The sequence below is a fragment of the Streptohalobacillus salinus genome (genome assembly GCF_003201605.1).
Taxonomy (GTDB): domain Bacteria; phylum Bacillota; class Bacilli; order Bacillales; family Amphibacillaceae; genus Streptohalobacillus; species Streptohalobacillus salinus.
In genome coordinates, this window is record NZ_QJJR01000012.1 from 30026 (window position 1) to 50596 (window position 20571).

The window sequence follows — 20571 nt, forward strand, 5'->3', positions numbered from 1 at the left end:
TATGCGATTAGCGTTTTCGGTCTTTTAACACCCGTTTGATGTCCGGATCTGTTTTACTAAGGACGTAAGCAAAACTTGCTGTCCCTACTGTAATGATAACGATGAGATAAAATAATTGATGACTGCGTACGCCAGTAAAGAATGATTGAAACAAGCCTTCAAATACGCTAACGCTAACGATGAGTGTGGCTAAACTATATAAAAGCGGACGAAACGAAAACCGCGATATCCGCACCTTTTTGAGATGCTCGGTTAATCGCTTCGCATGAAGTAAGAAAATCAAAAGACTAGCCAAGACTGTCGCTAACGCTGCACCATGTAATTCAAAGTGTGGAATCAATAAGAGATTAAACAAGGCTTTACTCAGGACACCTATAAAAACATAGCCTGCAGTTTTATACACGTCATTAAACCCTTGAAGAATGGTTGCTAGCGTCACGCTTAACGAACTAAAGACAATCGCAAACACAAAAATTTGCAAGCTCAATGTCCCTGCGGTGTCTTTAAATAAAAGCATGTTAACCTTAGGCATCAACAGCACCAAACCTGCTGTCGCAGCAACTGATAAATATAGCGATAATTTAAACGCATACCAAATCGAGTCGTTAAATTGTTGTTGGTTTTTATTCTTTCGTGCCGCAGTTACCCGGGGCACAAGACTTAAAGTAATTGATGAACTGGCAACCACACCTAATTGGCTTAGTGGTTGGGCGCGGTCTAGTACACCTTTTAGAAGTTGAGCATCACTTGTGCTATAGCCCACACGGTGTAATAAAGGAACAAGACTGACGACATCAACAGTTTGAAGCAACAACAAAATCATATGGTTAATCGCCATCACCATACCAAAAAGGACAATTTGGTTGAATAGCGTTGACATCGGTATCCGATTGGGCTCCCCTTCAAGCAGACTGTCGGACACTTGTTCATTTCCTTTCATGACAATACGCGCAACGATCACACCTAATACAGATGCCAAGACACTCAAACTCGCAATCCATTCAACAGATTGATTGAACTGAGTGATTAAGTAGGCACTACTAATGATGACCGAGACGCGAATCAGTTGCTCCGACAATTGTGACTTTGCTGTTGGCCCCATATTTCCACGCGCTTGATAAAGACCGCGTTTTAATGATAAGTTCGGCACTAATATAAATAACAACCCGCTTAACCGAATGGCAAGAACCAAGGACGGGGTACCCATTAACCTACTCAACGAGGGCGCGATGAGATACAACAAGGCTGCGATGCTTGCACCTAGGCCTAGCACAAGGCGGCGAATCTGGCGAGTAGTTGCTTGATTTATTTCACGTCCGGTAAAAAAGCGCGAGACGGCTTGCGGCATCCCGTACAGACCAAATATGGTGGCCATTCCAATCAAAGGATAGATTTGTTGATAGATAAAGAAACCGTAATCTCCGGTTATATTTTGCAGAGGAATACGGTACAAGGCACTGAGCACTTTGCTTAGAAGACCGGCATAAGTCAGCAACAAGGCCCCTTTAATAAATCGTTGCTCTGTCATTTGTGTTAATCCCTTTCTGCTTTAATGAACTTCACTTATTATAACATATTCATTCAGCGCGCTAGATATAAAAAAAGCCTCATCCATGGCAAGGATGAGGCAATCATAGCGTTGGTATACTAAATCGATCGAATAAATTGACTTACTTTAATTTAACAACATCAGCTTGGCCTTTATCGACGTTACCTGCAGTAACATCAACGGCTTTGCCTTCTTCTAAATTAGTAAAGATAATTGGCGTAATGGTAGAAGCGGCGTGCTCAGCAATGTAATCAAGGTCCATCTTCATAATGACGTCACCTTTTTTAACTTGTTGACCTTCTTCTAACACTTGTGTGAACCCTTTACCTTCTAATTTCACTGTATCAATACCGATATGGATTAAGATTTCTAAGCCATCTTCTGATTCAAGACCAATTGCGTGTTTAGTTGGGAAGATATTTAAAATCTTACCGTTTACAGGACTTACAACTTCGCCAACAGTTGGCTTGATGGCAAAACCATCACCCATCATTTTTTGTGAGAAGACTTGGTCAGGAACTTCAGTAATCGCCATCACTTCACCGGTCATTGGGCTTGCGATGTCAAGTGATTCAATGCGAACGTTCGGTGAGTTTTTTTCTGGCTCCACTTGTTTACGCGGTGCTTTTCCATCAATAATATCTTGCATTTGACCACGAATCGTATCAGATACGGGACCATAAATGGCTTGAATATTATTACCAACTTCCATCACACCAGATGCGCCTAATTCTTTCAGACGTTTCTTATCAACATGTTTAATGTCGTTAACACTTACACGTAAACGTGTAATACATGCATCAAGATTTGAGATGTTTTCTTCCCCACCCATAGCCGCTAATATTTCGTATGGACGGTCATCTTTACTTGCAGTAACATGCGCTTCATCCGCTTCATCATACTCTTCACGACCTGGCGTTGCTAAGTTAAACTTAGTGATCGCAAAGCGGAAACCAAAGTAATAAATAACTGCGAAAATTAAACCAATGATGATTACCCACCACCAGTCGGTACGGTTAGGCATAACACCAAAGAGAATAAAGTCAATCAGACCACCGGAGAACGTCATCCCGATTTTAACATCTAATAGATACATCGTCATAAATGATAAACCTGCAAAAATCGTGTGGATACCGAATAGAATTGGTGCCACGAATAGGAATGAGAATTCTAGTGGTTCAGTAATACCTGTTAGGAATGACGTTAAAGCTGCAGAAGCCATCAAACCACCCACAAGTTTTTTCTTTTCAGGGCGTGCAGTGTGGTAAATAGCAAGTGCTGCTGCTGGAAGACCAAACATCATGAATGGGAATTTACCCGTCATAAAGTTACCAGATGTAAAGTTAACACCATCACTTAATTGTGCAAAGAAGATGGTTTGGTCACCACGGACAACTTCGCCTGCTTGTGATACATATTCACCAAATTCAAACCAGAATGGTGAATAGAAAATGTGGTGTAAACCGAACGGAATAAGTGCACGTTCAATGACACCAAAGACAAACGTTGAAAGCGTGCGGTTTGTATCTAACATAAAGTGAGATAATGCATTTAATCCATCTTGTGCAAATGGCCATAAGTAAACCATCACAATACCAAGAAGTAATGACGTAAACGCTGTAATAATCGGTACAAAACGCTTACCAGCAAAGAATCCTAAGAATGGTGGCAATTCAATATTAAAGTATTTGTTGTACATCACCGAAGCAAGGACCCCGACGATAATCCCACCAAACACACCTGTTTGTAGGGTGTTGATGCCGAGCATTGATGTATAAGCAGGTTGACTGATCATCTCAGCATCAACGCCTGCAAAAACACCCATGGTTACGTTCATAATTAAGTAACCAATGATCGCCGCTAAACCAGCGACACCGTCACCTCTAGAGAGTCCAATCGCAACCCCAACAGCGAATAAGAGTGGCAAGTTTGCAAAGACAACCCCACCGGCTTCGTTCATCACCAATAGGATCAGTTGAACAGTTTCATTACCAAACCATGGAAAACGGTCAACCCAGCTTTCTTGGGCGAAACTCGCACCAAATGCTAACAAGATACCCGCCGCAGGTAATAACGCAACCGGTAACATCAACGCTTTACCAATTTTTTGTAGTGTTCCAAAGAAATTTGACATACTCATTTTTCCTCCTTTTTTTTGCCTTACAGAAAAAACTAAAACGCATACATTTTAACCACACGTGAATGACTCGATTATTTTAAAAGTGCTTAAATCTTAAAATAAGGGAATGAGAAAACAAAAAGGCATGAGTAAAAAAGCTTTTTTACGCACGTGGTGCGCAACAAAGAATCTTCTTTACTCATGCCTGATCGAATCAGTTACACGTGTTATATTTTATTGGTTAACCGTTGCAAATGAATCGTTAAATACAAGACTTCTGATTCATCAACGGTGCGGTTTAGTTGCTTCTGCATGACTTTAACTAGCTTCCAGGCTAAATTATAGCATGTTGGGTACGTCATTTTCAAGACTTTTTTTAAACTATTTTCTTCACCGAGTAAATTCCCCTGGTCAACACGGTCAATCGCACGATGTAAATGCTGTATTAAACGGTTATAGTTTACTTCATGCTTTTCTAAAGTGACGTCTAAATTTTCTTCGATTAAATCTACCATCTTAGTGATTAGTAGGTGGTGTTTATTCAAATCCCGAATTTGACGATTGGTAATCGCACTATGGATGTGCAAAGCAATAAAGCCAATCTCACCTGCAGGAAAGTCAACGGCTAATTTCCCCTTAATCTTTTCGACAATTTCTGTCGCAACTTGATATTCCTTTGGGTAAAGCGATTCAATTTCAAATAGAAAAGGGTTATTAAAATGAATCGCCGAGTCTGCTCGCTTAATCGCAAACGATAAGTGATCGGTTAACGCGACGTGAATGTGCTCGTTTAACGGTTTATCCATGCGTTGTTCAATATAAAAAATAATATCATTTAAAAATTCAATAAGTTCAGGTTGTGTATGCTTTAGTAAATACTGATATTGTTCCATTTCTTTTTTATCACTTAATAAAAATGTCTTTTCGGCGTCACTGGCTTCAATTGTATCTCCTTTTTTTCGGTTAAAACCAATACCTTTACCAATAAGGACAACTTCATCAAGAACAGGGTCCTGGGCTATGACGACATTATTATTAAGCGCTTTCGAAACAGTTAACACGTGAGTCACTGCTAAACCTCCAATCTCTTAGGGAATGCTATTACTATCCTAGCGGTATTTTACGCGTTTGACAAGTAAAAGCTTGCATTCGTGACCATTTGACGTGATTATACACAAAAAAGACCAGAACCATCGCAATTGACCGCATAATGGTTCTGGTATGTTTATAACTTGAATTGTGTTACTTCCTCTAAAAATCCACGCAAGTACTGATGCCGCTCTTTTTCTGAACGTTTATCAAATACAAAAGTAAAGATCACCTGGTCTTCACTAATTTTAAATTTCAACATGCGGCCATAGTCACTCACATAGCGTTGTAAGCGATCAAAAGCAATCGTTGGTGTCACGTGTTTGGACATCACCACTTGAATGCGCTGATTTGTTTCTTTGACCGCTTCAACACCTGCTTGTTTAGCCAATATGCGAAGGGTTGTCACATGTAATAAGTCACGCACTTCATCGGGATAATCACCAAAGCGATCAACCAATTCCTCTTTTATGTCCTCAAGCGTTTCTAAATCATCGGCGGCTCTAAAGCGCTTGTACATATTAATTTTTTGCTTACCATCATTGATATAGCTGTCTGGAATATAAGCATCCAGTACCAATTGTAGTTCTGGATTTATCGGTTGATTGACCTCATGATAGCCGTCTTTGCGACGCTCAACGGCTTCTCTTAACATTTCTGAATATAAATCAAAACCAACAGAATCGATAAAGCCGTGTTGTTGCGCGCCGAGGATGTTGCCTGCCCCACGAATCGATAAGTCGCGCATCGCTATTTTAAACCCAGAACCAAGTTCCGTAAATTCCTTAATGGCTTGTAAACGTTTCTCTGAGACTTCGGTTAACACTTTGTCTTTTTGATACGTGAAATAGGCATACGCGACGCGGTTACTTCGACCAACGCGTCCACGAAGTTGGTATAACTGGCTTAGCCCCATTCGATCGGCTTGATCAACAATTAAGGTATTCACGTTCGGAATATCTACGCCCGTCTCGATGATGGTTGTAGAGACTAAGACATCATATTCGCCGTTTAAGAAGGCTAACATTACATTTTCAAGCTCGGTTTCACTCATCTGACCATGCGCGACCGCTACGCGTACTCCCTCAACTAAACTTTGAATTTCTTGAGCTTTACGTTCAATTGTTTCAACGCGGTTATATAAGAAAAAGATTTGACCTCCGCGACTCATTTCTCGTTCAATCGCTTCCCGTAATAGGACTGGATTATATTCTAATACGTAGGTTTGAATCGGGAACCGATTCGCTGGTGGTGTTTCAATCACTGATAAATCTCTGACACCGAGCATCGACATATGCAAGGTCCGCGGGATTGGCGTTGCTGTTAGGGTTAACACATCAACATTGGTCTTCAATTCTTTGATCTTTTCTTTGTGTTTCACACCAAAGCGCTGTTCTTCATCGACCACTAATAAACCTAAATCTTTATAAACAACATCTTTTGATAATAGACGGTGTGTGCCGATAACTAAATCAACAACGCCCTCTTTCAGACGCTTTAATGTCTCGGTTTGCTGCTTGCGCGATCTAAACCGGCTTAACAAGCTAATCTCAACCGGATAATCTTGAAAACGATCGAGCGCTGTTTCAAAGTGTTGCTGCGCTAAAATGGTGGTGGGTACTAAAATCGCAACTTGCTTACCTTCAGCAATTGCTTTAAATGCTGCCCGCAGGGCTACCTCCGTTTTGCCGTAACCGACATCACCACAAAGCAAGCGGTCCATCGGACGCTTCTTCTGCATGTCTTGTTTAATCTCATCGATGCAACGTAATTGATCATCTGTTTCTTCATAGACGAATGCATCTTCAAACTCTCGTTGCATTAAGGTATCTTCGCCAAATTGATACCCGACTGACGCTTCTCTTGCAGCATAAAGTTTAATTAAATCATCGGCAATATCTTCTACTTTTGTTTGGACTTTGCGTTTGACTTTTTTCCACTCACTACCGCCAAGCTTATACAGTTTTGGCTCTTTTCCTTCGGCCCCAACATATTTTTGCACCAAATCAATTTGATCTATCGGTACAAATAATTTATCGTCACCTGTGTATTTAATTAACATAAAATCTTTATGAATACCCTGAACTTCTAGTGTTTCAACCCCAACAAAACGACCAATCCCGTGATTGACATGAACCACGTAATCGCCTATTTTTAGTTCTTGGTAACTTTTTATGCGTTCTGCATTTGACATTTTCTTTGGTTTTGCTTTGCGCTTGGTTGATTGTGACTTGAACAATTCCTGGTCAGTAATCACTGCCAACTTATACAGCGGTAGTTCAAAGCCCGTATCTAATTGTCCAATTAAAACAATGGGTTGTTTCGCTGGTAATGTCGTAGCTTCATCGCCAATGCCCGCGTCAATTTGATAATCAGAAAGGATCGCTCGGACTTTCTCGGCTCGTTCTGGTGTTGAAGTAAGAAAGACAACGGAATAGTCGCCTTTTTTATAACGTATCATTTCATTTTTTAGGATATGCATTTGTCCATGAAATTGTTGCATCATCCGTGCAGTAACATTAACAATATTTTCAGGTTGGATATCTTGTACCTGACGTAAAAACACTGAAAAATATATGCGTTGCTGGACCAGTTGTTCTTCAATGGCTTGCCAGTTATAAGAGACCTGCATATTAGGTAAGAAACGTTGGTTCATCAGTAACGATTCAATCCATTCTGTTTCTTCATGATCAAGTTGCTTCATTGACTCCAATATACGGCCCATCTCATCGAAAAAGACTAATCCGTCTTCTGGTAAATAGCTGAGTAAGCTCGCCGAATCCTCATAAAAATAGTGTGCGTATTTATAAAGATCTTCAAACGTATCGCCTGATTCCAACAACTCAATCTCATGTTCAATGGTAGCGCGTAATTCTAACTGATCACCACTACGACTAGCGACCGCTTCTGCCAGTGACGCTTTTAAGGTTCTCACTAAGTGCGCGCGATCAGCCTGGGTGAGCAACAGCTCTGTGACGGGTTGAATGCTTACCTGCGTCACCTTTTCTTTGGAACGCTGACTCTCCGGATCAAAATAGCGAATCGAATCGACTTCATCATCAAAAAGTTCAATCCGAATGGGATCCGCTTCAGTAATTGGATAAATATCTAGAATCCCCCCGCGCAGACTGAACTCTCCTGGTGATTGCACCATTTCTGTGCGTTCATAGCCCATTTGGACCAATTGTTTTATATCTTCTTCACGGTCGATATCCTTGCCTAAAGCAAACGTCAGCTCAAACATTTTCCAGTAATCCGCTGGAGGCAAGACCCGCTTTAAGGCAGCTACCGGAACAATCAGCACGCCTGACGTACTATCAATCCATTCGCTAAGTGCCTTGATGCGTTGACTTCTAAGTTCTGGACTTGATATCGCCATTTCCGCTGCAATCAATTCATTCACAGGATAGAGTTGGACACTTGCTTCATCAACAAGCTCAATAAAATCATCATAAATCTTTTGTGCTTGTGAGAGTTGATGCGTCACGATCAATGTTTTTTTGGAAGTTTTTTGCTTTACCGTGTTCATCCATACGCTCTTAAGTGAGCCCGACAAGCCCGTCGCCAGTTGTTCTTTTAGACCTTTCTCGACACCGTCAACTAACGATTCAATATCTGTAGCAGTTGATAAATATTGACTAAATATATGCATGTTATTCTCTCCCCCCTCATGCTTTATCTCTTAGGTGCAAAAACGCTTTGGCGGAAAACCAAAGCACTCATTTTTTATTTGATTTTACCTCTTCGAGGACACACAGCTAACCCTTTCTTCAGACCGCACTGACGGTAAGAAAGGGTTTATCATCAATTATGTTGATTCATCACTTCTTGGAACGTGTGCTTAAACCACGCTTCACACGCATCGGCTGCAAGCGTAATCGCTTGACTCATTTCAACTTTTTCCTCTTTGCTGAATTTGCCTAGCACATGATCAGTGACTGTCATACCCGGTTTAGGGCGATCAATGCCCACGCGGACACGGTTAAAGTTTTTTGTTCCAAGTTGATCAATAATAGATCGCATGCCATTATGACCACCATGACCACCATTTTGGCGCATCCGCACTTTACCGGTTGGTAAATCTAAATCGTCATAAATGACACAAACATCTTCTGGCTCAATCGAATAGAAATCCATTAACGGTTTAATGCTCTCGCCTGAGAGATTCATATAAGTCTGTGGTTCTAATAAGATGATTTGTTCCATTCCTAAATGCTCAATTGCATAATGCCCTTGAAACTTCTTCTTGTTTAAGCCCCAACCGTTGCGCCTCGCTACTTCTTCAATCACTAAAAACCCGACATTATGTCGGGTATCTTTATACTTCCTGCCTGGGTTACCCAGACCAGCAATTAACTTCATTTAAATTCACATCTTTCTATTTGACTTGTATAGCTTACATTCTACTTGTTTTCATCACAAAAATAAAGCTAAACAACCAAATGTTCTAAGCAAAAGCTACTATGTCCTAAGTGCTTGACATAGAAAAAGCGCTTAGGTAAGAACTTACCTAAGCGCTTGGTTTGAAAAAGTTTGTCTTACTCTTTATCTTCGCCCTCTTCTTCATCTTCTGCACCTTTTTGATCAACAAGTTCTGGTTCAACTTCTTCATCTGTCTCTTCTTCATCAAGAAGATCTTCAACATCATCTGGTGCTGTTACTGTTACAATAGTAGTATTTTCATCTTCTAAGATTTCATACTTCGCATCTGCTTTCAAATCTGAGACCATAATTGAGTCACCCACATCAAGACTAGAAACATCAATTAAAATTTCTTCTGGAATATCTGCAGGTTTCGCACGAACTTCCAACTCATAAAGTGGTTGTTGTAAGACGCCACCTTCTTTTTGTCCAACTGATTCGCCTTCTAAGTGGACATTAACCATAACATCCATCTCTTGTTTCATATCAACGACATAGAAGTCAGCATGAATTAACTGATCTTTAACCGGCTCCACTTGATAGTCATGTAGCATAACATCAACAGGTTCACCTTCAACATCTAAAGTGATAATCGCGTTACGTCCTTCATCACGAACGGTTTTTAGTAAATCAATACTATTTACTGCTACAGGTGTTGATTTTTTATCATGCCCGTAGACTACCGCCGGAATTGAACCTTCTTCACGAATTTGTTTCGTATTTGATTTCTTTAAATCTTCTCTTTTTACTGCTTTTAACTTAACTGCCATAAGTGTCAACCTCCAATAAATTTAACGCAAAAAGTAATAAAGCATTACCTTATGCATTTTCGTTTTTTATATAAACGATTCTAATGAAGTACTTTCCCTCTATCAGCTTTTGTTAAACCTAAATCTTTAAATTAATCAAATAAAACACTGACTGACAGCTGTTCGTGAACACGGATAATTGCCTCTGAAATCAGTGGTGCTACTGAGAGCGTAACAACTTTGTCTGTCTTCTTTTCTTTAGGTAAAACAATTGAATTGGTTACCACTAACTCTTTAATTGGTGACTCACCAATGCGTTCCATCGCTGGGCCAGAAAGAACGGGATGTGTACAACATGCATAAACGTCTTTGGCCCCATTTTCAATTAAAGCATTAGCTGCTAAGCTAATCGTACCGGCGGTATCAATCATATCATCAATCAGAATCGCTGTTTTTCCTTCTACTTTACCTACGATGTTCATAACTTCAGCCACGTTTGGTCGTGGACGACGCTTATCTATAATTGCAATCGGTGCCTTTAAGCGCTCTGCTAATTGACGGGCACGACTCACACCCCCATGGTCAGGTGAAACAATCACAATATCATCTAAGTTCTTTTCACTCCAGTAATCACCTAAGATAGGTACACCAACCAGTTGATCAACTGGGATATTAAAGAATCCTTGGATTTGTGGTGCATGCAGATCCAGTGTAATAACCCGATCAGCGCCAGCTACTTGGATAATGTCTGCCACAAGTTTAGCAGTAATTGGTTCACGTGCACGCGCTTTACGATCTTGTCTCGCATAGCCATAATACGGAATAACAACGTTAATCGTTGCTGCAGACGCACGCTTTAATGCATCAATCATAATTAACATTTCCATGATGTGCTGATTGACAGGCGCAGACGTTGATTGCACAACGTACACGTCACAACCACGAATACTTTCCTCAATATTAATTTGAATTTCACCATCGCTAAACGAAGATACTGAACACTTTCCAAGCGGTACGCCAATTTGCTCTGCAATTTCTTTTGCTAATTCTGGATTTGAATTTAGAGTGAACACCTTTAACGTACGATCTTGATACCCAACAGACATTTAGTCAAACCTCCATATATTTATAATTATATAATAGTTAGCTTACGCTAAACCGATACACTAAAAACCATGCTCTATTCGTTTAACAATTTATTAAAACGCTTGGCATATCCTTCTTTATTGACTTGTTTCGCTCGGGCGACTGATAACGCAATTTCTGGAACATCTTTCGTTATGGTTGACCCTGCTGCAACAAGTGCCCCACGCCCAATTGTAAGTGGCGCAATGAGATTCGTGTTACAGCCAATAAAAACATCATCTTCGATGATGGTCTTAAATTTATCTTTGCCATCATAGTTCACTGTGATCGAGCCACAACCAACATTCACATTTTTTCCAATCTCAGCATCGCCAATGTAACTTAAATGGGAGACCTTGCTGCCGGCGTCAATGTGTGACTTCTTCACTTCGACAAAATTTCCTATTTTTGCGTGATCTTCAATCGTAGTTGCTGGGCGAATATGCGTAAATGGTCCAATGTTTACTTGGTTTCCTACTTTGCTGTCATGGACGACACTTTGTTTAACAATCGTTCCTTCACCAATTTCAGCATCTTTAATTTCACTATTTGGACCAATGATTGCATCGGCCTTAATGTGTGATGCGCCTCTAATGGTGGTCCCCGGTTGAATCACAACATCTGCTTCGATTGTGACCGTCGGTGCAATATATGTTGTTAGTGGATCAATAATACTCACACCATTACGCATGTGCATGACATTTGTCCGTATTTTCATCAAACGTTCCGCTTCTGAAAGCGCAACACGGTCATTCACACCTAATATTTCATCGGCATCAGGCGTGTTAAAGGCCGCGACAGTCTCTCCTTGTTTTTGGGCAATTTCAATTACATCTGGTAAATAATACTCACCCTGTGCATTATCATTTGAAACATGACTCAACGCATCGAATAAGAAACGGTTATCAAAACAATACGTTCCTGCATTGATTTCTTTCACCTTACGTTCTTGTTCATTGGCATCTTTTTGTTCAACAATTTTTTCAACAGCTCCATGCTCATCACGAATAATGCGACCGTAGCCGGTTGGTTCACTTACAGATGTCGTTAAAACAGTAACTTTCGCCTGTTCACGCTCGTGATAATTAAATAGCGCTTCTAACGTTTCACCTGTTAATAACGGTGTATCACCACAAACGACAAGCGTGACACCTGCTTTATTCTTCAATAAGTCTTCTGCTTGTTGAACCGCATGACCTGTACCTAACTGTTCACTTTGTAAGACAAAACGCGTCACATCGCCAAGTTCTTGTTTCACTTTCTCGGCACCATGACCGACAATAGTGACAATTTCATCTAATTTCAACGTCTGCAACTGGTCCATCACATGTTGAACCATTGGTCGACCCATCACCGGATGAAGTACTTTATATAACTTAGATTTCATTCGCGTGCCTTGTCCTGCAGCTAATACTACAGCAAACCGTTTATTCATAACGAAACCTCCGCAAAAATATATTTTATATCACCTTATGTATATGTCTCTTAAAATTATACCACTAAAAAATATATCTTAAAAGGTACGGAAAAGCAATGGTGAAACAGCGATTTAATTAATTGTTTACTTTCGGCCACACAAAAAGCCTAATCAAACGATTAGGCTTTCTAAAATAATAAATAATTCAACTATGAGACCACACTTTCAGCTTCTGTTTGTTCAGCGTTTACTTCTTCATACTTCGCTAGAATAGCATCTTGAATGACTGCACGCATCTTGGCATGAATCGGATGAGCGATATCACGAAACTCACCATCTGGTGTTCGTTTTGACGGCATCGCCACAAACAAGCCATTATGACCGTCAATGACACGTATATCATGCACAACAAACGCCTCATCAAGTGTTATTGACGCGATTGCTTTCATCCGATTGTCACTATCAACACAACGTAGTCTTACATCTGTAACTTCCATTATGTTCACCACCTTAATTGTTTTAACTGCTTTAACATATGTTCAACAACCTACGGCTAAGTTCCTGCATAATTTCAACATTTTTGAAAAAATTAAAACAAAGGTTCACAATTTAGACAATTAGTTCACATAATCAAAGTAGTTACCTAGTGACACGTCAATTTTCGCGTTTTTTACATCAACATTTGATATTTGTAGTAATGATAAATAATCGGTAACGACCCGCTCATCTTCTTCATCCTCTGCTTCTGCTAATACACCAATCCCTTTAACTTCTGCATTAAATTCTTTCAATAAGCTTTTCATTCCATCTATGGTTCCGCCAGCCTTCATAAAGTCGTCAATAATACAGACCTTTGTCCCATTCTTCAAGCTACGCTTAGTGAGCACCATCGTTTGAATTTTCCGCGATGAACCCGATACATAATTAATACTTACCGTTGACCCTTCTGTAATCTTTGGGTCACGTCTGACAATAATGACCGGTACATTTAAGAAAGCAGCCACAGCATAGGCAATCGGAATCCCTTTTGTTGCGACCGTAACAACCGCTTCAATATCTAAATGACTAAAAGCCGTTGCAAATAAACGTCCTATATTTCTTACCGTTTTAGGTTCACCTAATAAATCGCTCATGAATAAGTAGCCCCCCGGCAAAATACGCGTAGGGTCTTCAAGACGATTTGCTAGTGTTTCTAGAAAGGTTAAGCTATGTTGGTCGTTATATTTCGGAATGTAACGCACACCACCAGCAGCCCCTGCAATTGATTCCAGATAGCCAATCCCTTCTTCTTTAAGCATATTATTCATAATCGTTAAGTCTTCACTGATCGATGACTTAGCTGCTTGATACCGCTCTGAAAAGAACGGTAAAGAAATAAGCTGCATCGGATGTTCCAGTACATATTCTGTCATACCAATTAACCGATCACTTCTTTTCATGCTTCCACCCCAAAACCGAATAATTTTAAGTAAATATAACATTTTATACGGTTTTTAGCAAGAGATTCCTAAATAAACATCCAAAATATTCATGGTTCTCCTTACCTTTTAAATGACCGACCACTTTAAAGAAGACACCACCGTGATGACGAATTATCACAGCTAAATTTAAGCAACAAAAAAAGCAGTAAAACGTGCTTACTGCTCACCAACTGCGACCATATTGTTTTCCTCGATGAAGTTTAACTCAACTGCTTCTGTTAAAACATCTGCATAGCTATACGAAACACGTTCAAATGCGTTCTCATCTTGATCTAATGCCACGATGAATACTGCATTGTAGGTTTCTTCAAGTGTACCATAACGTTCGACTGTCTTTTTTCTACCGCCATTAGCTATAAGCTGTAGACGTTTGCCAATCTGACCATCTAATCCACGTTTAATCTCAACTAAAGTTTTTGCCACTATACTCCACCTCATTTCTCTAAGTATAACACAAAAGCAAAGGTTACGTCAATAAAATATTTTATTATAACAGTATAGTATTTTCCTTGTCAACAAAATGTTTTCACCCTCTGTCAAAAACGTTGCTCTGCCTAGCAAAAAATAATAAGCTGCATAACACTTTTAGCCTCCCCATTTAGTCTTCGCTTGCTCCTTAGCCTATGCTCGTACAGAAACATCATAAGTAAAAGGCTGCTTCACCCCGTTAGGAAAAGCAGCCCTTAACGCTTTCACACCACAGTTATTCAAACGCATTTGCTAAGCGCGCAAATTCTTCCATCGTTAATGATTCTGCACGTCGACCCGGGTCAATATCCGCAGTAATAAAGCGCTGTTCAATCTCTGCTTTATCGTATTTATCAACAAAATAACGAACAAAATTATTCCGTAAGGTCTTGCGGCGTTGACCGAACGATGCTTGCACCATATCAAAGAAAAAGTGTTCGTTGTTTACTTGCACCGGTGGTTCATCTCTGAATGATAAATGCAGAACGGCTGAATCCACATTAGGTTGCGGCATGAAGACCGTTTTTGGGACGATTAGTGCCACATGCGCATTTGTGTAGTATTGTACAGCGATGGAGAGCGAACCGTAAGCTTTGCTATTAGGTGAGGCGCTCATTCGCTCAGCTACCTCTTTTTGAATCATGACGGTGATGCTATCTAGCGGTAAGTGATCCATTAATAATTTCATAATAATGGGTGTCGTTACATAGTAAGGGAGATTGGCGACCAGCTTAATTGGCTGTCCATCTTTGAACTGCTCTTGAATAATTGCTTGCATATCTGCTTTTAAAACATCTTGGAAGACCACATCAATGTTGTCATAATCTGATAATGTATCATTTAAAATCGTCTCTAACCGCTGATCAATTTCAAGTGCCACAACTTTATCCGCATGAATTGCTAACTGTTCAGTTAACGCACCCATACCTGGACCGATTTCAATTGCTCCCGTTTCCTTTGTGACTCCAGCCTTTTTTATGATATTCTCTAATACATTTACATCAATAATGAAATTTTGCCCTAAGCTTTTTTTAAAGGTAAAGCCATATTTATTTAAATAGGCCTTCGTCATCGTAGGCGTGGCAATGCGTTTCTCTTTAGACATGCTTGTCCTCCTCTGGTATGGCATTCACAACCGTTTCTAATTGCTCTTTGCTAATCTTAAACATTGCTAATCTTTTTAGTAATTGCTTACCGTTACAATAGCCGATTCTCAGCTGTTTGGTGACGTAATCACGGCGACGTTTCGCCCCTTCATGACCAATAAGTCCATAACGCATTAAATCGTCGCGTGTCATTTCACTTTGATACGGTGTATCATCACGTTCATAGACAGCCGCTAATGCTTGTCTAATCGCCGCGCTTGAGGCGTGTTCAATCCCGATCCCACGATCAAATTTATCACGCGCTTCATCCTTGGTTAGAAATGCATGTTTAACACCTGGTACCCGTTCAGATACAATACTGCGAATGCGTTGGCCCGGATAATCTGGATCAGTGAAGACGATTACGCCTCGCTTCTCATAAGCATGTTTAATCTGGTCCAAGATTGTTGGATTTATCGCTGAGCCATTTGTTTCTATCGTATCGGCCTCAACCGCTTGTTTAATCTTTTGTGTATCATCTTTTCCTTCAACTACAATCACTTCTTTTATCCGCACAGCTTAGCCTCCTATTGCCTCGCATTTTCTTTTACTAGTATAGCGCAAGTTCTGGTTGTTTTCATTAAAAACTATTCTGTTGCCGTGAAGTGACTTAGGGTTGACCCATGCATCTTTCACGCTACATATTTTCACAAATCACAAAAAAATAAAGCCTTACCCACCCCGAAGGGCAAAGTAAGACTTAGCCTAATGTCTCATTGTTACTCTAATATCGTTACCTTAATTTGTCGCCGACCAAATCGTTTAGCCTCTGCAATACTCCGCATATGCAAGTCAATTTTGTTTCCTTTGATTGCACCACCTGTATCTCTTGCAACCGCATAGCCATAACCTTCAACATATACACGCGTCCCTAATGGAATGACACGCGGATCTACCGCCACAACACCATCTGGATTTGCCTTCACATTATATCCTGTTGCCGTACGGCCACGACCATCACATGTCGCACAGTTCCAGTTATATGCTGTTGCATTCATTGAAATCGTTGTTCCACCCGCTGGGGCTGAGCTTGACCCACGCGAGACTGTCGGCTGTGCTACTTTGGTACCGACTGCGACTACCCGCGATTCAGCTTCTTTTTTCACGTTTTCTTCTATTAATTCACGTGAGACTTCCTCACCATTTTCAATGACAACTTTATAGTGTTTTTCAACTAAACCTGTCGACCCTGATTCAATAACTTGTTCTTTTCCTTTGCTAATAGAACCATCATTACGACGAACGGTTGAATACTGAACATCCTCTTCTACAATGTCCGTTACTTCTTCGACGCGCGTAATAGCTACTGTTGTTTGATCTGTTAAAGCTTTTGTTTCACTTGGTTCAACCCGATCTAATTCGTCGAGTGTAATGTCCTCTGCTGCTAACAACTCTTCAACTGTATCAACAGTTGTATACAACGTTTCTGCCTCATTGGTACCGTCTGTCAAGGTAACTTCAACGGCACGGTCTAACTCAATTTCGAGTCCCGCTTCGATATCCGTTTGTTTACTTGGTGTTAATGCATCATGTTCACCAACGGCTACATTAACCTCTTGTAAAAATTCAGCTACGGTGTCTTCCGTAGTCATGTAACTTTCACTGGTCTCACCATCTGTAACAATGACTTCTTGTGCCTTTTTATACTCAAGTGCCATATCTTTTTCAATTGGTGCATCTAATTCATGTGAGAGGTAATCATCCTCAGTCACTTCTATCTCTAATTCAGTTAGTAAAGCATCAACTGTCTCTGCACGTGTAACAACCACTTCTGTTTCATTATTGTGGGTGAATTCAACCTCAGCTTTCGTTACCTCAAGCGCTATGAATCCAACGACAAACAATAATGCGACGATTGTCACGATAGGCATGATGACTTTGTGTTTAAGTACCGGCATTAGCTTCGACTTAATATTCATACGTATTGCCTCCTTTTGACTTGCGTTTGTATTATAGCTGGTCAAAAAGGAGGTGTCAAACCAACGAAAAGCGTTTATGACACGAAGAAACACATGTATACCAAGGGTTTACGGTCAATAAAGTGTCTATATCTCAAATGCATTAAGAAAAGGTTACAAAACACCCTTTTCGTTACACAACGGTAACATTCCCTAATAACTAGTAGAAAAGGAAATTAACCTTGTAGCTTAAATAGACGTTGTGCGTTCGTGGTTGTTTCCGCTTCAATTGTTTCAATCGACACTTCTCTTAAGGCTGCAATCGCCTCAGCAACTAAGCGGACATAGGTCGGTTCATTGCGTTTCCCGCGATGCGGATGTGGTGCTAAAAACGGACAATCCGTCTCAATTAATAAACGATCACTTGGAACAATTTTCGCCACTTCTTTCGGTGCTTTCGCATTTTTAAAGGTAACCGGTCCACCGAGTGAAATATAGAAATTCATTTCTAGCGCTTGAGATACCTGTTCAACCTCCCCGCTATAACAATGTAAAACACCGCCGACTTCACTTGCCTTTTCTTCTTGCAAGATTGCCAGCACATCTTCAGTTGCTTCGCGATTATGAATAATAACTGGTAAATTTACTTTTTTAGCTAAAGCGATTTGTTTTCTAAACACTTCTTTTTGAACATCATGCGGTGATTTATCCCAGTGATAATCTAAGCCCATCTCGCCTAAAGCGACAACTTTTTCGTGTTGACTCAGTTCTTCTAACCAACGCAAGTCTTCATCAGTAAAGTCAATCGCATCAACAGGATGCCAACCAACTGCTGCATAGATAAATGGGTACTTTTCAACGAGAGCCATCGCCGCTGTTATTGTTTCGTGATCAAAACCGACCACCACCATTCTCTCTACACCATTTGCTCGTGCACGCTTAATTACTTCTTCTTGATCCTCTTTAAATTGGTCAACATTTAAATGAACATGTGTATCAAATAACATGGTTGCTTCCTCCTTCTATCGCGTAAATATATTTATTCATCGCAACGCACTTACAAAAAAAACCAAACGAAACGGTTCCGCTTGGTTTTTTTGATTTAAGCTTTACTATTTAACAACTGATCCATTAGGTAATGAGGGGTCTTGGACGGTCGTGAGTGATAACCGACCATCAGGATCCTCACCCGTTAAAATCATCCCTTGTGATAATTCCCCACGTAATTTCACCGGTTTTAAGTTAGCAACGACAATAACTTTCTTTCCGACTAATTCTTCCGGTTCATAATAAGCAGCGATGCCTGAAATGATTTGTCGTTTTTCATTGCCTAAATCAACATATATTTTTAATAATTTATCTGCTTTTTTCAACTTCTCTGCTTGAATAACCTCAGCCACGCGCATATCTAACGTTAAGAAGTCATCAAAAGTAACCTCTTCTTTAAAGGCTGGTATGTCTTGGTTTTGTTCAGGCTCTGGTTTTTTCATCATATCTTTAATGATCGCAACCTCTTCCTCAACGTCTAAACGTGGGAAAATCGGTCCTTCTTTTTTCACACGTGTTCCCGCAGCGATGCTATCAAACTGTGCCAGGCTTTCCCATGCTTTCGCTTCGTCTTCTGTAACACCTAGTTGGTTAAAAATTTTCTCTGGTGTCTCCGTCAAGAACGGACGAAGTAAGACGGCACTCCGGCGAAGGGCATCAACTAAGTGCGCCATTACATTGCCTAAGCGCGCTTGTTTTGTTTCATCTTTCGCAAGTGCCCACGGCGTGGTTTCATCAATGTATTTATTGGTTCGTGAAATATATTGCCAAATCGTTGATAACGCAATGCTAAACTGCATGTTTTCCATCGCTTCTTCTACTTTATCAATTGTTTCTAATCCTAATGTTTCTAACGATGTATCAAAGGCATCTTCACCACGAACGAAGGCAGGTATTTCACCATTAAAGTATTTATCAACCATCGCTACCGTGCGATTTAGTAAGTTGCCTAAATCATTCGCTAAATCAAAGTTAACGCGGTCAACAAAACCTTCCGGAGTGAAGACGCCATCAGAGCCAAACGGCACTTCCCGGAGGAGGTAGTAACGCAACGCATCAAGGCCATAACGATCCGTTAACGAGATTGGATCAACAACATTCCCTTTAGATTTCGACATTTTACCGTCTTTCATTAAAATCCAGCCATGTGCAAAGACTTGTTTAGGTAATGGTAGATCAAGCGCCATCAACATAATTGGCCAATAAATCGTATGGAAACGGACAATTTCTTTACTCATAAGGTGCACATCGGCTGGCCAATACGATTGGAATTTACCATCATCATCTGTCCCGTACCCGAGCGCGGTAATGTAGTTACTTAATGCATCAATCCATACATAAATAACGTGTTTGGCGTCGCCAGGGACTTTGATGCCCCAATCAAATGTTGTTCGTGATACAGCTAAATCTTCTAGACCAGGTTTTAAGAAGTTATTAATCATTTCATTTTTACGTGACTCCGGTTGAATAAAATGCGGATGCTCCTCATAATATTCAAGAAGTTGATCAACGTATTTCCCCATTCTAAAGAAATAAGACTCTTCTTTTACCACTTCTACCGGTCCACCGCAATCTGGACAATTACCCGACTCTAGTTGTCGGTCAGTAAAGAAAGACTCACACGACGTACAATAAGAACCTTCGTATTCATCTAAATAGATGTCGCCTTGATCAAGCAACTGTTTAAAAATTTTCTCAACGATTGTTTTATGACGTGTTTCAGTTGTTCGAATAAAATCCGTGTAAGAAATATCAAGCTTTTGCCAAAGTGTTTTGATACCACTAACAATTTCATCAACATACTCAATCGGGGTGACCCCTTTTTCATCTGCTTTCTTTTGAATCTTTTGACCATGTTCATCAGTACCAGTCAAGTACATCACATCAAACCCTTTTAAACGCTTATAACGCGCCATCGCATCTCCAGCGACGGTTGTATACGCATGTCCAATGTGCAAATTACCACTCGGGTAGTAAATCGGGGTCGTAATATAAAATGTATTGTTCTCAGCCATTCCTTGTTCCTCCTTGATTGTTGATCTATTTATTTCATACTTGTGAT

Annotated in this window: 16 protein-coding genes; all 16 read right to left on the reverse strand. The window is 40.3% G+C overall.

Annotated elements, in window-relative coordinates; all coding sequences use genetic code 11:
• Positions 1–7 precede the first annotated feature (7 nt).
• Complete coding sequence (locus DES38_RS09505) at positions 8–1528, reverse strand: putative polysaccharide biosynthesis protein (RefSeq protein WP_110251874.1); 1521 nt, start codon at positions 1526–1528, stop codon at positions 8–10.
• Between the two features lie 142 nt (positions 1529–1670).
• The gene (gene ptsG, locus DES38_RS09510) at positions 1671–3683 is read right to left on the reverse strand and encodes a glucose-specific PTS transporter subunit IIBC (RefSeq protein WP_110251875.1); all 2013 of its coding nucleotides are present in this window, start codon (positions 3681–3683) and stop codon (positions 1671–1673) included.
• A 212-nt stretch (positions 3684–3895) separates the two neighbouring features.
• Positions 3896–4738, reverse strand: a complete 843-nt coding sequence (gene glcT, locus DES38_RS09515) for a glucose PTS transporter transcription antiterminator GlcT (RefSeq protein WP_110251876.1) — start codon at positions 4736–4738, stop codon at positions 3896–3898.
• Between the two features lie 155 nt (positions 4739–4893).
• On the reverse strand, positions 4894–8409 hold the full coding sequence (mfd, locus tag DES38_RS09520; protein ID WP_110251877.1) for a transcription-repair coupling factor: 3516 nt from the start codon (positions 8407–8409) through the stop codon (positions 4894–4896).
• A 152-nt stretch (positions 8410–8561) separates the two neighbouring features.
• On the reverse strand, positions 8562–9119 hold the full coding sequence (pth, locus tag DES38_RS09525; RefSeq protein ID WP_110251878.1) for an aminoacyl-tRNA hydrolase: 558 nt from the start codon (positions 9117–9119) through the stop codon (positions 8562–8564).
• A gap of 176 nt (positions 9120–9295) precedes the next feature.
• Positions 9296–9949 carry a 50S ribosomal protein L25/general stress protein Ctc gene (locus DES38_RS09530; protein WP_110251879.1) on the reverse strand — a complete coding sequence of 218 codons (654 nt, stop codon included), beginning with the start codon at positions 9947–9949 and terminating at the stop codon, positions 9296–9298.
• A gap of 131 nt (positions 9950–10080) precedes the next feature.
• On the reverse strand, positions 10081–11034 hold the full coding sequence (locus tag DES38_RS09535) for a ribose-phosphate diphosphokinase (RefSeq protein WP_110251880.1): 954 nt from the start codon (positions 11032–11034) through the stop codon (positions 10081–10083).
• A gap of 74 nt (positions 11035–11108) precedes the next feature.
• Positions 11109–12488: a bifunctional UDP-N-acetylglucosamine diphosphorylase/glucosamine-1-phosphate N-acetyltransferase GlmU gene (glmU, locus tag DES38_RS09540; protein WP_110251881.1), complete on the reverse strand. Its 1380-nt coding sequence runs from the start codon at positions 12486–12488 to the stop codon at positions 11109–11111.
• Positions 12489–12679: 191 nt separating this feature from the next.
• Positions 12680–12967, reverse strand: coding sequence for a septation regulator SpoVG (gene spoVG / locus DES38_RS09545; protein WP_110251882.1), 288 nt, complete (start codon positions 12965–12967; stop codon positions 12680–12682).
• Between the two features lie 120 nt (positions 12968–13087).
• The gene (gene purR, locus DES38_RS09550; protein WP_110251883.1) at positions 13088–13909 is read right to left on the reverse strand and encodes a pur operon repressor; all 822 of its coding nucleotides are present in this window, start codon (positions 13907–13909) and stop codon (positions 13088–13090) included.
• 198 nt (positions 13910–14107) lie between these two features.
• The gene (veg, locus tag DES38_RS09555) at positions 14108–14374 is read right to left on the reverse strand and encodes a biofilm formation stimulator Veg (RefSeq protein WP_110251884.1); all 267 of its coding nucleotides are present in this window, start codon (positions 14372–14374) and stop codon (positions 14108–14110) included.
• Positions 14375–14654: 280 nt separating this feature from the next.
• Positions 14655–15524: a 16S rRNA (adenine(1518)-N(6)/adenine(1519)-N(6))-dimethyltransferase RsmA gene (gene rsmA / locus DES38_RS09560; RefSeq protein ID WP_110251885.1), complete on the reverse strand. Its 870-nt coding sequence runs from the start codon at positions 15522–15524 to the stop codon at positions 14655–14657.
• Complete coding sequence (gene rnmV / locus DES38_RS09565; RefSeq protein WP_110251886.1) at positions 15517–16080, reverse strand: ribonuclease M5; 564 nt, start codon at positions 16078–16080, stop codon at positions 15517–15519. Before rnmV ends, rsmA begins: the two co-directional genes overlap by 8 nt.
• A gap of 203 nt (positions 16081–16283) precedes the next feature.
• Positions 16284–17483 carry a G5 and 3D domain-containing protein gene (locus DES38_RS12190; protein WP_110251887.1) on the reverse strand — a complete coding sequence of 400 codons (1200 nt, stop codon included), beginning with the start codon at positions 17481–17483 and terminating at the stop codon, positions 16284–16286.
• Positions 17484–17698: 215 nt separating this feature from the next.
• Complete coding sequence (locus tag DES38_RS09575) at positions 17699–18469, reverse strand: TatD family hydrolase (protein ID WP_110251888.1); 771 nt, start codon at positions 18467–18469, stop codon at positions 17699–17701.
• A 105-nt stretch (positions 18470–18574) separates the two neighbouring features.
• Positions 18575–20524, reverse strand: coding sequence for a methionine--tRNA ligase (metG, locus tag DES38_RS09580; RefSeq protein ID WP_110251889.1), 1950 nt, complete (start codon positions 20522–20524; stop codon positions 18575–18577).
• Between the last annotated feature and the right edge of the window lie 47 nt (positions 20525–20571).